The 14,532-nt window shown below is 73.5% G+C and carries 7 protein-coding genes; 2 read left to right on the forward strand and 5 right to left on the reverse strand.

Annotation, left to right across the window (positions count from 1 at the left end; genetic code table 11):
- Positions 1 to 20: 20 nt before the first annotated feature.
- Entirely contained in the window at positions 21 to 6,038 is a 6,018-nt protein-coding gene (locus ACE3Q8_RS15265; RefSeq protein ID WP_374471143.1) for a hypothetical protein, read from the reverse strand.
- Positions 6,039 to 6,365: 327 nt separating this feature from the next.
- Here ACE3Q8_RS15265 and ACE3Q8_RS15270 point away from each other — a divergent pair, with 327 nt between their 5' ends.
- Together ACE3Q8_RS15270 and ACE3Q8_RS15275 are read left to right on the forward strand one after the other, a co-directional pair.
- Positions 6,366 to 9,125, forward strand: a complete 2,760-nt coding sequence (locus ACE3Q8_RS15270; protein ID WP_374471144.1) for a hypothetical protein — start codon at positions 6,366 to 6,368, stop codon at positions 9,123 to 9,125.
- 91 nt (positions 9,126 to 9,216) lie between these two features.
- Positions 9,217 to 9,711, forward strand: coding sequence for an RcnB family protein (locus ACE3Q8_RS15275; protein ID WP_374471145.1), 495 nt, complete (start codon positions 9,217 to 9,219; stop codon positions 9,709 to 9,711).
- A gap of 47 nt (positions 9,712 to 9,758) precedes the next feature.
- Here ACE3Q8_RS15275 and ACE3Q8_RS15280 read toward each other — a convergent pair whose 3' ends face one another.
- The 4 genes from ACE3Q8_RS15280 to ACE3Q8_RS15295 form a co-directional block, all read right to left on the reverse strand.
- The gene (locus ACE3Q8_RS15280; protein WP_374471146.1) at positions 9,759 to 11,588 is read right to left on the reverse strand and encodes a DUF885 family protein; all 1,830 of its coding nucleotides are present in this window, start codon (positions 11,586 to 11,588) and stop codon (positions 9,759 to 9,761) included.
- Positions 11,589 to 11,652: 64 nt separating this feature from the next.
- Positions 11,653 to 12,927, reverse strand: a complete 1,275-nt coding sequence (locus ACE3Q8_RS15285) for an MFS transporter (RefSeq protein ID WP_374471147.1) — start codon at positions 12,925 to 12,927, stop codon at positions 11,653 to 11,655.
- A gap of 293 nt (positions 12,928 to 13,220) precedes the next feature.
- Positions 13,221 to 13,787, reverse strand: a complete 567-nt coding sequence (locus ACE3Q8_RS15290) for a hypothetical protein (RefSeq protein WP_374471148.1) — start codon at positions 13,785 to 13,787, stop codon at positions 13,221 to 13,223.
- A gap of 154 nt (positions 13,788 to 13,941) precedes the next feature.
- Entirely contained in the window at positions 13,942 to 14,532 is a 591-nt protein-coding gene (locus ACE3Q8_RS15295) for a hypothetical protein (RefSeq protein ID WP_374471149.1), read from the reverse strand.

Below are 14,532 nucleotides of genomic sequence, written 5' to 3' on the forward strand. Positions count from 1 at the left end.
GAGCCGCCGCGCCTGCGCCCCTAGCTCAGGATCCAGCCCGTCGGCAGCGACGAGAGCTGCACGCCGACCAGCACGAGCTGGCCGCCGCCGCCGAGGTCGACCACCGTGTCGGCTCCGACCTGCGCGACCGTGTAGACCGCGCCCGGCAGGAGCTGCACCCGGTCGCCCTCGGCGATGCTGAAGTCGACGACCCGGTCGAGGCCGGACTCGGCGAACGCGTGGAAGGTGTCCGCGCCGACGCCGCCGGTCAGGGTGTCGTCGCCCCGGTCGCCGGACAGCCAGTCGTTGCCGATGCCGCCCAGGACGAGGTCGTCGCCCTGGCCGCCGCGGACCACGTCCGCGCCGTCGCCGCCCTCGCAGGTGTCGGCGCCGAGATTGCCGTAGACGATGTCGTCGCCGATCTCGCCGAACAGCCGGTCGTTGTCCTTGCCGCCGACGACCCAGTCCGCGCCGCCGCCCCCGGCGACGGTGTCGTCGCCCTCGTTGCCGTGAGCGTCGTCGAAGCCCAGGCCCCCGACCACGATGTCGGCCCCCTCGCCGCCCCGCAGGTAGTTGTCGCCGTCGCCGCCTTCGACGCGGTCGTCGCCGGCCCCGCCGAACACCGCATCGTTGCCGGCCCCGCCCTGCAGGCTGTCGGCCCCGAGGTCGCCCGAGAGGTAGTCGTCGCCGTCGTCGCCGCGCAGCAGGTCGTCGCCCTGGCCGCCGTACACCGTGTCCGCGCCGAGGCCCGCCGAGACGGAGTCGTCCCCGCCGTTGCCGTGCACCCAGTCGGCGCCCGCACCGGCCGAGACCGTGTCGGAGCCGCCGCCCGCGCTGAACCGCTCGTCCCCGGGCCCGAAGCTCGCGAGGTCCGCGCCTTCCGTGCCCTGCGTTCCCGAGCTGATCACATTGCTCGGGCCCGAGGGCGGCGGCGGCGGCGGATCGACCGCCTGGAGGGTGAGCGTGTTGGCCGTCGCATCCTGGTTCGAGCCCCAGCCCACCAGGCCGTCGTCGCGCACCTGGAAGGTGAAGCTCGCCGAGCCCACGCCGGCCGGTGTGTAGATCAGCCGCCCGGCCGCCACGTCGGCGCCCGAGACCACCTGCCCGATCGTCACCGTGGCGCCGTTGTTCCGCAGCGTCCCGCTGGCCGGCAGGCTGACGATGGTCACCGCGCCAAGGTCGTCCCCGTCCGCGTCGGTGAAGCCGAAGTCCGACGCGGTCAGCGTGCGCCCGCCGCTCGGGCTGATGGAGACCGTCTTGTCCGCCCCCGCCGGCGCGGTGTTGCGGCCCCAGGCGCCGTCGTCGAACTGCAGCCGCTCGATGCTGGTGAGCTGGTCCGTGCCGTCCGGCCCGGCGACCCGCAGGACGCCGCCGCCGAGGTCGGTCAGGGTGTAGGCCGAGCTCAGGCCCGAGAACACCGCGGTGTCCTCGCCCGCGCCGCCGTCCAGCTCGTCGTTGCCCGCGTCGCCGACCAGGATGTCGTTGTCGCCGCCGCCGGTGAGCTTGTCGGCCCCCGAACCGCCGTCGAGCGTGTCGTCATCGCCGCCGCCCACCAGGGTGTCGGCCCCATCCTCGCCATAGGCGCGGACCGACTCCTCCGAGAGCATGCCGCTGGCGTCGAAAAGGTTGTCACCGCTCGTGCCGTTGTAGACGATGGTGTTGGGCGCAAGCCCGGTGCGCGACAGGTCGCCGGTCACCACCACCCGCTCCCCGTTCAGCACCAGCTCCTCGACGCCGCGCAGGGTGACGTCGGGGATGGTGTCGCCGTCGAGGTCGAGCAGCAGGGCCGTGCCGTCGGCGCTGGGCGCGATGGAGGCTGTGGCGTTGGCGCTGACCAGGGCCGGCGCGACGATCTCCACCACGTCGTCGCCGCCGCCGCCGTCCACCTCGACCGTCACGGCATCGCCGTTCACGTCCACGGAGCCCGGCGTGAAGACGGTGGTGTCCAGCTTGAAGGTGTCGCCGGCCGAGCCGCCGACCACCTTCGGCAGCGGCGCGAACCCGAAGTTCTCCTGGGTGAACAACAGGCTGCTGGTGTTCTGCAGCACGGCGAAGGTCGTGTAGACGCCGCTGTTGCCGGTCGGGTCGAGCTGCACCAGGGTGGATGAGCCGTCCTGCACCAGGCGCAGGTAGCCCGCCTCGAACGGGTTCGCGCTTCCGTTCCAAGCCGCCACGCGCCCCTGCAGCCAGGCCGTGAAGTCCAGCCGGTCGCCGCCGGCGCCGGTCTGGAAGTCGGTGACCCGCACCGCGCCCCCCATGCCGGCGTCAACGACCACCCGGTCGGCCCCGCCGTTCAGCGTCACCTGGGTGACCTCGCCCGAACCCGCCTGGGCGCTGACGCTGTCGTCGCCCGCGCCGCCGAAGATGGTGTCGGCGCCGGCGCCGCTGACGATCGAGTCGCCGCCCGCGCCGCCGTCGAACCAATTGGCCGCGGCCGTTCCGGTCAGGGTGTCACCGTAGCCGGAGCCCGTGACCGCCTCGATGCTGACGAGGGTGTCGGAGCCCAGCCCGCCCCCGACCGCCTGGGCGGTCGTCGTGCCGAGGTTCACCGTGATGCCGCTCGTGGCCTCGGTGAAGGCCGCGGTGTCGATCCCGCCGCCGCCGTCCAGCCGGTCGTCGCCCGAGCCGCCTTCCAGGATGTCGTCGGCGCCGCCGCCGGCGAGCGTGTCGTCGCCGGCCCGGCCGAGCAGGAAGTTGGAGCCGCCGTCGCCGGTCAGGGCGTCGTTGTGCGCGCCGCCGAACAGGTTCTCGATGTTGACCAGGGTGTCCACGCCCTGACCGCCGCCGACCGTCTGGGCGCCGCCGACCGCCAGGCTGACCGTCACGCCGCCGGTGGCGTCGCGGTAGGAGGCGCTGTCGCCCCCGAAGCCGCCCTGGATCACCACCGGGCCGTTCGCCCCGCCGTCCAGGTAGTCGTCGCCCGCGTCGCCGCGGAGCTGGTCGTCGCCCGCGCCGCCGCTCAGCGTGTCGTTGGCGGCGCCGCCGAGCAGGGCGTCGTTGTGGGCCGAGCCCACCACCCGCTCGATGCTGACCAGCGTGTCGGCGTCCGCGCCGCCGGTCGCCGTGCCGTCGGCGAGGCTCACCGTCACCGCGGCCGTGGCCCCGGCGTAGCTCGCCGTGTCGTCGCCCGCGCCGCCGTCGAGGATATCCGCGCCGGTCCCGCCGACCAGCACGTCCGCGCCGGCCCAGCCCCGGAGGGTGTCCGCGCCCGCGCCGCCATCCAGGGTGTCGGCCCCGGCCGGCGCGTCGGCGCTGGTGGCGTCGACGTAGGTCTGGATCGTGCCGTCGGTGTCGATATGGGTCGCGCCGTCGCCGAGCAGCAGGTCGTCGCCGCCGCCGCCGGAAAGCGAGTCGCCGCCGCCCCAGCCCGCCAGGATGTTGCCGTTGGCGTCGCCGGTCAGGGTGTCGCCCCACGGCAGGGTGCCGGTCAGCCCTTCGACTCCGGTGAGGCTGATCGTGCCCTGGCCGGTGTTCTGCACGCCGCTGACCGCCAGGCTCGCGGTCACCGGGCCGGTGAGGGTGAGGCTGTAGAACGAGACCACGTCGGTGTCCGCGCCGCCGTCCACCACGTGGTTCCCGCGACCGACGGAGAGCAGGTCGGCGCCGCCCCCGCCGCTCAGGGTGTCCGAGCCGCCGGTGCCCCACAGCCAGTTGCCGCCGCCGTCGCCCGTCAGGTTGTCGTTGCCGTCGGAGCCGGTCAGGTGCTCGATTCCGATCAGGGTGTCCGAGCCCTCACCCGTGGTCTGGGCCGATCCCTGGGTGGCGAGCGTGACGGTGACGCCCGTGGGACTGCTGTTGAAGCTCGCGCGGTCGTAGCCTGCGCCGCCGTCGATCCGATCGTTCCCGGCGCCGCCGGTCAGCAGGTCGTGGTCGGCGCCGCCTTCGAGGGTGTCGTTGCCGGCCTCGCCGCGAAGGGTGTCGTTGGCCCCGCCGCCGATCAGCCGGTCGTCGCCGCCCGCGCCGTAGAGGGTGTCCGCGCCCCCCAGGCCGCTGAACACGTCCGGCCCGGCCGTGCCGGCGAAGCTGTCGGCGCCCGACGTGCCGTTGGTGCCGGCCACGATGCCGAGGTTCGCGTCGGTGAAGGCGGTGGCGGTGGCGCCCTCGAACCGCAGGAGCGCCGTCCAGGCGTCGCCGCCGCCGTTGGCGTCGATCTCCAGCACGGTGTCGGCGCCGTCCTGCCTCAGGCGCAGGTGACCGCTCTGGTAAGGGTTGTCCACGCCGTTCCAGTTCGTCAGGCGCGCGGCCAGGAAGGCGTCGAGCGACAGGGCGTCGCCGCCGGCGCCGGTCTGGAAGTCGGTGATCGTGGCCGTGCCGGCGAACCCCTCATCCAGCACCAGGACGTCGCCCCCGCCGCCGAGCGTCACCAGCGCCTGCTCGCCCGAGCCCTGGGCCAGGATCACCCGGTCGTCGCCGACGCCGGCGTGCACTGTGTCGTCGCCCGACCCGGTGTTGATGGTGTCGTTCCGCGGCGGCGGATCGGCCATGTTCAGCGTCGCGTCGTCGAAGGTCTCGATTGCGCCGTCGTCGGCGATGTGCGTCGCGCCGTCGCCCAGGATGAAGTCGTCGCCCGCGCCGCCCGACAGAGAGTCCGAGCCCCCCCAGCCGGTGATGATGTTGTTCCCGCCGTCGCCGGTGAGGGTGTCGCCGCCATAGAGCGTGCCGGTGAGGCCCTCCACCCCCGTCAGGCTGATCGAGCCCTGGCCGGTATTCTGCACGCCGGAGGCGAGGCTCGCCTTCACCGGCCCGGTCAGGGTGATGCTGTAGAACGAGACCACGTCGGTTCCGGCGCCGCCGTCGACCACATGGTCTCCACGGCCGACGGACAGCAGATCGTCGCCGCCGCCGCCATTCAGAGTGTCGGAGCCGCCGGTGCCCCAGAGCCAGTTGGCCGAGCCGTCGCCAGTGAGATTGTCGTTGCCGTTGGTGCCGGACAGGTGCTCGATCCCCACGAAGGTGTCGGAGCCCTCGCCCGTCGTCTGCGGCGCGTTCTGGGTCGCCAGCGTCGCCGTCACCCCCGCGTGGGTCTGGCTGAAGCCCACGCGGTCCCAGCCCGCGCCCCCGTCGAGCCGGTCGTCGCCCGCGCCGCCCACAAGGAAGTCGGCGCCGGCGCCGCCTTCGAGGGTGTCGTTGTCCGCCTCGCCTCGCAGGATGTCGTCGCCCTGGCCGCCGAGCAGGCTGTCCTCGCCAGCGCCGCCTTCAAGCGTGTCGTGCCCGGCCGGGTCCCCGTGGCCGTCGGCAAGGACACCGATCGGGCCGGAGCCGCCTTCGTAGGAGTCGATGTCGAGAGCGCCGTCGCCGCTCAGCACGTCGTTTCCGGCGCCGCCCCGCAGGCTGTCGTCGCCGCCGTCCCCGAACAGCCGGTTCGCGCCCGCGTCGCCGGTGAGGCTGTCGGCCTGCACGCCGCCGGAGAGGTTCTCGAAGCCGTTCAGCGTCATGAACCCCAGCCCGGTGGCCTGGCCGCCGCCCTGCTGCGACAGGTCGAGCCGCACCCCCGAGGCGAACAGGTCGCTGAGCTGGTAGATGTTGAGCGTGTCCTCTCCGGCCTCGCCGTCGAGCTGGTGGTCGCCCGTGCCGACCATGATCACGTCGTCGCCGCCGCCGCCCTTGAGCGTGTCGCCGGGCTGGCCGCCGTAGTTCCAGTTCCCCCAGATCCAGTTGGCCCCGCCGTCGCCGGTCAGGCGGTCTGCGAAGGGGGTGCCGGAGACGTGCTCGATGCCATCGAGGGTGTCCTGGCCGTCGCCGGTGTTCTGCGCGACGCCGTGCTGGGTGAGGTCCACCGTGACGCCGCCGGGCGCATCTCCGAAGGCCACCCGGTCATTGCCAGCGCCGCCGACGAAGCTGTCGTCGCCGCCCGACCCCACGAGGAAGTCGTCGCCCGCGCCGCCTTCGAGCGTGTCGTTGTCGGCGCCGCCGCGCAGGAAGTCGTGTCCGTCGTCGCCTTGCAGCAGGTCCTGGCCCGCACCGCCCTGCAAGGTGTCATGGCCCGCGTCGCCCACCAGGGTGTCCGCGCCCGAGCCGCCCATGAGCGAGTCGTCGCCCGTCGTGCCGAAGTCCGCCATCTTGCCCCCACCCGAAGCGGCGCGCCCCGCCTCTCCGGGCCGGGCTGCGCGCGGTGATCAGTCGGCCGCCCCGCGCCCATCGCGGGCGAGCCCTCCATCGGGAGTAGAGGATCGTCAGGGTGCTGAACTCCCCCATTTGGGGGAGGCTCGCCGCGGAGCCGGTGCGGCAAAGGGCGCCGTTCGGCCCCTGTCGTGCAACACGGCGACACGCACGGACATACGACAGCGAAGCTCGCATGATCCCTTCGGCCGCTCGCGAGTTTCTGCGCCCGAGGCGTCATCGGGCGCGAGGGCCGCTCCCCCGGCCTTTCGAGGAGAGTTGAAAGCGTGATCGAGCTGAACACGGGCCGCGCCGACCTGCGCCTGGCCCTCCTGGCCTGCGTGGCCGCCGCCGCCCTGGCCCCGGCCGCCGCCGCGCAGGAGGCCGCCGCGCCACCCACGCCCCCGTCCGCCGCGCCGACGGAAGACGACGTCGACGCCGTGGTCGAGGAGCTGGTCGTGGTCGCCGAGACCCGCGAGCAGCCGGGCGCGGTGCTCGGCGACATCCCGCCGGAGATCCAGCTCGGACCGCGCGAGATCCGTGCGCTCGGCGTCAGCTCGGTCACCGAGTTGCTCGAGGCGCTCGCGCCGCAGCTCGGCAGCGCGCGGGGCCGCGGCGGCGGGCGACCGATCACCCTCGTCAACGGCCAGCGGATCTCCAGCTTCGCTGAGATCCGCGACCTGCCGCCCGAGGCGATCCTGCGGGTCGACATCCTGCCGGAGGAGGTGGCGCTCAAGTACGGCTACCGCGCCGACCAGCGGGTGGTGAACTTCGTGCTGCGGCCGCGCTTCCGGGCGCTGACCACCGAGGCTGGGGCCCGTGTCGCCACCGCCGGCGGCCGGGAGAGCTACGACGCCACCGCCAACATCCTGCGCATCCAGCGCGACACGCGTTTCCAGCTCGACCTGAAGGCTTCCGCCTCGACGCCGCTGCTGGAAAGCGAGCGCGACATCCTGCGGTCCGAGGGCCAGCGGCCGTACGACCTGGTGGGCAATGTCACCGCGGCGCCGTTCGGCGGCGAGATCGATCCGGCGCTGACCGCGCTCGCCGGCCAGCCCCTGAGCGTCGTGGGCGTGCCGACCAGCGGTTCCAGTCTGCAGGCCTTCGCCGGCCAGCCGGCGCGCACGACCGACGAGGCGCCCTACCGGAGCCTGCTGTCGGAGAGCAGCTCGGCCTCGCTGAACGCGGTCTTCACCCGGCCGCTCGGCGAGGGGATCGGCGCAACGTTCAACGGGCGGCTGGAGACCACCGAGACCCAGAGCCGGCTGGGCCTGCCGACCAGCACCCTCACCGTCCCGACGGGCTCGCCGTTCTCGCCGTTCGGGCGCGACGTGGAGGTGCAGCGCTTCGGCGCGCTCGACCCGCTGACCCGCACCACAGACGTGATCAACGCCCACCTGGGGTTCGCCGCCAATGGCGCCACCTCCGGCTGGCGCTGGTCGGTGACGGCCAACGCCGACCGCACGGACACCCAGACGCTCACCGAGACGGGCCTCGACACCAGCGCCCTGCAGGCGGCGGTCAACGCGGGCCAGGTGAACCCGTTCGCCGCGCCCTCCCCGGCCCTGGTGTTCTACCGCGCCCCCGACCAGGCGAAGTCGGTGGTCACCTCGGCGGACGTGGAGGCGCTGGCCAACGGCACGCTGTTCGACCTGCCGGCCGGCGACGTCACCGCGGCGGTCACCGTAGGCGCCTCCACCCTGAAGTTCGAGAGCGAAAGCCTGCGGCGCGGCGTGCGGCGCGAAGCCGACCTGTCGCGCGACGTGGGCCGGGTGCAGGCCAACGTCGACGTGCCGCTCACCCGCCGCGACGAGTTCCTGGGCGGCATCGGCACGCTGTCGGCGAACTTCAACGTGGCGGCCGAGAAGCTGTCGGACTTCGGCACGCTCACCACCCTGGGCGGCGGCGTGAACTGGTCGCCCGTGGAGGACCTGCGGATCATCGCCTCGTTCACCGACGAGGAAGGCGCGCCCACGGTCCAGCAACTCGGCGACCCGGAGGTCCGCACGCCGTTCGTGCGGGTCTTCGACTACCGGTACGGTGAGACCGTCGAGGTGGAGCGGATCGAGGGCGGCAACCCGTTCCTGCAGGCCGACAACCGCCAGGTCTTCAAGCTCGGCTTCAACTGGAAGCCGCTGGACGAGCAGGACCTGACGCTGCGCGCCGACTACACCCGCTCGCGCACCAAGAACGTCATCGCCAGCTTCCCGACGGCGTCGGCGGAGATCGAGGCGGCGTTCGCCGAGGAGAACCGGTTCGTCCGCGATCAGGTGACCGACCGGCTGGTCCAGGTGGACGTGCGGCCGGTGAACTTCGAGCGGCAGGACAGCGAGCAGATCCGCTGGGGCTTCAACTACAGCCGGCCGCTGCGGGCGACCCGGCAGCCGAACTTCACGCCCGAGGAGATGCGGCGCTTCGCCGAGCGGCGGGCCAGGGCGCAGGGCCAGGCCGGCGGCGAGGCCGGCGGGCCGCCGCCTGAGGGCGGGCCTCCGCGGTTCGGCGGCCCGGGCGGCGGAGCCGGCGGCGGCGGCGGCGGGTTCCGCGGGCGCGGCGGCGGACCGGGCGCGGGGGCCATGCAGTTCGCCCTCTTCCACACCTGGCGGCTGCAGGAGGAGATCTTCATCCGGCCGGGCGTGCCGAAGCTCGACCTGCTGGACGGCTCGGCCGTCGGCTCCAGCGGCGGCACGCCGCGGCACGAGATCGAGGCCCAGGCCGGCGCCTCGCGCAACGGGCTCGGCTTCCGGGTCACCGCCCGCTGGCAGAGCGGCACCGAGGTGAACGGCGCCCGGTTCGGGGCCGAGGACCTGGAGTTCTCGGACCTCACCACCGTCAACGTCCGCCTGTTCGCCGACCTCGGCCTGCAGCCGTTCGCCCGGCGTCACACCTGGCTGCGGGGCGCCCGGGCCACGCTGTCGGTGGACAACCTGTTCGACGAGCGGCTGGAGGTCCGCGACTCCCAGGGCCTGACGCCGATCAGCTACCAGCCCGACCTGATCGACCCGCTGGGCCGGACGGTCCGGCTCAGCTTCCGGAAGATCTTCTTCTGAGCCGTTCAGGCACCTGAACTGCAGGTGAACGACCCGGCGCCGCTCCGTTCAGGGCCGTTCAGCCAGGATGGCGGCAACCGAGGAGATCGCCATGAAGAAAGCCCTTCTGATCGCCGCCGCCGCCGCCATGACCTTCGGGTCCGTGGCGAGCGCCGCCGCCCAGCCCTACGGCTACTACGGCGGCGGACGCGGCTACTACGAGCGGGACTCCGACCGCGACGGCCGCCCCGACCGCCGCGAGTGGAACCGCGACCGCGACCGCGACGGCCGTCCCGACCAGTGGGACCGCCGCGACAACCGGCGCGACTACCGATACGGCCGCGGCTACGGCTACGGCCCGAACTACGGCTACGGCTCCAGCCGCTGGCGGACCGGGCAGTACTATCCGTACTACCGCGACCGCGGGTACTACATCAGCGACTACCGCCGCTATAACCTGCCGCCGCCGCGGCCCGGCTACCGCTACTACCGCTCCGACAACGGCGACGTGGTGATGGCCGCCATCGCCAGCGGGATCATCGGCCTGATCATCGGCGGCGCGCTGGCCGACAACGACAACGACCACCACCGCTACCGTCGCTGGTAGCGGATGGGCGGCGGCGCGGCCCCCTCCCGCGCCGCCGCCTTCGGCCGTCAGGCCGGGTACATCTCCTTCACGGTGCGCTCCAGCACCACGAGCGGCATCGAGCCGCGCAGCAGCACGTCGTGGAAGACCTTGATGTCGAACCTCGACCCGGCCCGCGCCTTGGCCTCCTCGCGGATCCGCACCCACTCGGTGTGACCGATCTTGTAGCTGCACGCCTGGCCCGGCCAGATGGCGTAGCGGTCGATCTCCCGCTGCGCCCGGCTGCGCACGAAGCCGGTCTTCTCCACCATGTAGTCGGTGGCCCGCTCGCGGCTCCAGCGCTTGGCGTGCATGCCGGTGTCGACCACCACGCGCACGGCGCGGAACTGCAGCGACTGCAGGTAGCCGATCCGGCCCAGCGGATCGCCCTGATAGGCGCCGAGCTCGTCGGCGAGCTGCTCGGCGTAGAGGCCCCAGCCCTCCCCGTGCGCCGCGAAGCCCAGGCCGAGCTGCCGCAGGCGCGGGATGTCCTTGGACTCCAGGGTGATCGAGCCCTGCCATTGGTGGCCCGGCAGGGCCTCGTGGTAGGTCAGGGTCGGCAGGGTGAACTTCGGCCACTCGGCCGTGTCCTTCAGGTTGATGTAGAAGCGGCCCGGCCGCGAGCCGTCCAGCGTCGGCGGCGTGGCGTAGCCGTTCGGCGCGCCGTCCTGGATCTCCGGCGGCACGCGGACGATCTCCACCGGCGACTTCGGCAGGGTCCGGAAGGCCAGCGGCATCTTCCTGCGGATCGCCTCGGTCTGCTCGTTCAGCGCCTGCAGCAGCTCGGCCCGCCCGGCGTCGGTGTTCGGGTAGAGCTGGTCCGGCCGCTTGGAGAGCTGGGTCACCCGCTCGCCCACCGTGCCCGCGGTCAGCCCCTGGGCGCGCAGCAGGGCGTCGATCTGCGCCTCGAGGTCGGCCACCTGCTTCAGGCCGAGCTCGTGCGCCTGGTCCGGGGTGAGGGTGGTGGTGGTCTGGAAGGCGAGCGCGCCGGCGTAGAAGGCCTCGCCGTCCGGCAGCTTCCAGACGCCCGGATCGGGCCTGGCCTGCGGGCGCAGCGCCTGGACGGCGGCGATCTGCCGGTCGAGGGCCGGATAGACCTTGCCCGACATGATGGCGGCGGCGCGGCCCGCCCAGTCGCCGGGGATCTTCGCCTCGGCCGTGCGCCGGGTCAGGGAGGTGACGAGGCCGGCGGCGGCCGGCGCCGGTTCGCGCAGCTTGCGGAGCTGGGCGAGCGTGGCGTCCAGCGCGAAGTCGGGGGCGAGCACGCCCCGGGCGGCGTCCTTGCGGAAGTCGGCGGTGTTGGCGTCGAGCGCGCCGGCGAAGGCCTCCAGGCGGGCCAGGTAGGCCTCGGCGTCGGCGGCGGTCTTCACCGGATGGACCGAGTCCAGGAAGTCGGGGATCGACTGGTAGGCGCCGGAGAGCTGGCTCAGCACATAGGGCGAGTAAGGCGCGTAGGAGAAGCCGGAGGCGGCCTCGCCATAGGTGAAGCGCTCCCCGCCCTCGGCGATGGTCGTATAGGCGTAGACGACGACGTCGAGGTCGGCGCGGCCGGCGGGCGACAGCTTGGCGGGGTCGATGGCCTTCAGCCGGCCCAGGCGGGCGCGGCGGGCGGCCACCCAGCGGGCGCGGCCGGCGGAGGAGCCGTCGTCCAGGCGGCTGCGCTGGGCGGCGCGCGGACCGACGTCGAGGCCGAGCACGGTGGCCGTGGTCGGCGACTCGTCCAGGTCCTCCTCCCAGAAGGCGTCGAGCAGGGCGCGCAGCCGGGCGTCCTCGCCCGTGAGGCCCTGGGCCCAGGCCGGGGCGGCGGCGCCGGCGATGAGGAGCGCGGCCGAGCTGCGCAGGAAGAAGCGGCGATCCATGGTGTTCCCTCTTGGCCGCGCGTCCGCGGCGTTCTGCGGCTAGCTAGAGCGTGAGGCGGCGTCGCTACAAGTCCGTCCGTGGGCGAAGCGCCAGCAGCGACAGGAAGCTGATCAGCGCGGCGGCGGCGAGGTAGAGGCCGACCCATTCCAGCCCGCCCCTGTCGGCCAGCCACTGGGCGGCGATCGGGGCCATGCCGCCGCCGATGATGCCGCCGACGTTGAAGGCCATGGAGACGCCGGTGTAGCGCACCCGGGCCGGGAACAGGCTGGGCAGGAAGGCGCCGAGCGGGCCGTAGACCAGGCCCATCATCACGAGGCCGAGCGACAGGAAGGCCCAGATCAGGAAGAGCGAGCCCGAGCCCATCATCGGGCCGAGCACCAGGCCGGTGAGCACCGTGAGCACGCAGCCGGCCATCAGCACGCGCCGCGGGCTGGTGGCGTCGGCCCAGTAGCCGGCGGCGACGATGCCGGCGGCCATGAAGCCGATGGCGGCGAGCTGGACGCCCAGGAAGGTCTCGCGGCTGTAGCCCAGGCGGGTGGTGCCGTAGCCCAGCGCGAAGGCCGTCGTGATGTAGAAGATGGCGAAGCAGGCGACGACGGCGAAGGTGCCGCCGAGGGTGGCGAGCGTGTGCCGGCGGAACAGCTCGGCGAACGGCACGGGCGGCGGCGGCGCCTCCTGCAGCGCGGCGGCGAAGGCCGGCGTCTCGGTGAGCTTCAGCCGCACCCACAGGCCCACGCCCACCAGGACGACGCTGAGCAGGAAGGGGATGCGCCAGCCGAAGGCCTCGAACTGCTCGGGGGTGAGGAGGACGCCGAGGATCAGGAAGAGGCCGTTGGCGGCCAGGAAGCCCACCGGCGCGCCGAGCTGGGGGAACATGCCGAACCGGGCGCGCCAGCCGGGCGGCGCGTTCTCCACCGCCAGCAGCGCCGCCCCGCCCCACTCCCCGCCCAGGCCGAAGCCCTGGCCGAAGCGCAGCACGCAGAGCAGGAAGGGCGCGAGCCAGCCGGCCATCTGGTAGGTCGGCAGGAAGGCGATGGCGACGGTGGAGCCGCCCATCAGGAGCAGGCTGGCGACCAGGGTGGACTTGCGCCCGATCCGGTCGCCGAAGTGGCCGAAGAAGGCCGCGCCCATCGGCCGGGCGAAGAAGGCCAGCGCGAAGGTGGCGTAGGCGCTCATGAGCTGGGCGGAGGCCGAGGCCGGCGGGAAGAACAGCTTGCCGAACACCAGCGAGGCGGCGGTGGCGTAGATGTAGAAGTCGTAGAACTCGACCGCCGTGCCCACCAGGCTCGCCGCCAGGATCCGGCGGTTCGAGGCGCCGCCCGCGCTGTGTGTGGCCATGTGAGACTCCCCCTCGGCGTCCGTTCTTAAGCCGTGGCGGGCGGGAGGAGGAACCATGGAATACACGGACCGCACGGAAAGCGGCGCGCGGCGCCCCTCCCCGCCTGTCATCCCGGTTTCGACGCAGCCGAAGACCGGGCCTCATGGGCGCCGGCCCGGCGTGAAGGAGGCAGGCGGAGACGCCGCGGGGTTGTCGGGAGGACGCCGCGTTCATTGGTCCCGGGCTTCGCGCGCCGCGAAACCGGGATGACAGAGGTTTGGAAGATTACCGAGGGGGAAGCGCCGCGCGGGCCTCAGGAGGAGTCGGCGGGCTGGGGCGTGGGCGCGGGGTCCGGCTCGGCGGACGCGGACGCAGGGTCCGGCGGCGACCAGGGGCGGTCCTCGATGTCGTAGAGCAGGCCGGCGTCCGCGCCGATGGCGTCGCAGGCCTCGATGACCAGGATGTCGAAGTCGTCGGTGAGGAAGTCGTCGCGGCGCACGGCCTCGTCCAGCCAGGCCTCGAGGGCGCGGGCGAGCCGCTCCGGGTCCTCCGGCGGCTCGAAGTCCTCTGGGAACTCGTCGGCCTCGGCCTCCGTCCAGATGGCCTGGTGGGCCCGGTCGCGGATCGCGCGCCGGCGCTTTTCCACCGCCTGGTCGCGCGCCTCGGCGGCGCGGCGCTGCAGGGCCTCGACCTCGGCCTCGGCGGCGGCGGCCTCGCGGGCCTGTTCGTCCTTGTAGCGGATCACCTTCAGCTCGAGCGCGAGCGTCTGGCGGAGCCCCCGCGACACCTGCTGGAAGGCCCGCGCCAGCCGGGCGGCCTCCTCCGTCGTCTGCGCTTCCAGCGCGCGCACCTGCAGGTCGCGCGCCAGGGTCAGCGTCATGGACGCAAGCTCCGCCAGCATCGCCGAATGGCGATCCTGGACCTGGGCTGCGGCGTCGGGGGCGGACATGAACAAAAGAAGAACACGGAAACCGCCAGAACGCAAGTTTTCGATGATGCGATCTGCGGGAAGGCCGAGCGCGCGGCCCGGCGGTTCAGGGGGCGAGGCTGAGTTCCAGCCAGTCGAACCGGCGGGCGCCCGGATCGTAGGACGCAAGGATCACGCGGCTCGCGCCGCCGTGCAGCGTCGTCTCGGCGCTCATCGCCTGGTAGCGCCGGTCGAGCCGGGCCTGGACGACCACCCGGCCATCCGGGCCCGGTCCCCCCAGGAGCGTGCCGGGCGCACTGCGGCAGTTCCATGCGCCCAGCCGGCCGCGGACCGTGGCCGCCGTGGCGATCAGCCGGCAGCCCGTCTCGCCGGGCGGTCGCGCCGGCATCGACAAGGGGGCCCGAGGCGCCCAGCCTGGCCCCACCGCCTGCTCACGCGTCAGGCGCTCGATCCCTTCGACGCCGACCACCTGCCCGCGGCGCCAGATCGGCCGCCATCGCAGCCAGGCGCCGTCGCGGGTCTCGGCCAGCCCGGAATTGACGAGCCGCCCCAGCGGGGCGCGGGGGATGCTGGTCTCCACGGAGACGCGGCCTACGACCCCGAAGGGGCCATAGGCCGCGCCAGTGGGGGCTTCATGGCCGGGTTCGGCGGCGCTCGCGCTCAGGATCGCGAGGGCGAGTGCAACCGCCGCAGCCAT

It is taken from the genome of Phenylobacterium sp. (assembly GCF_041913825.1).
Taxonomy (GTDB): Bacteria; Pseudomonadota; Alphaproteobacteria; order Caulobacterales; family Caulobacteraceae; genus Phenylobacterium.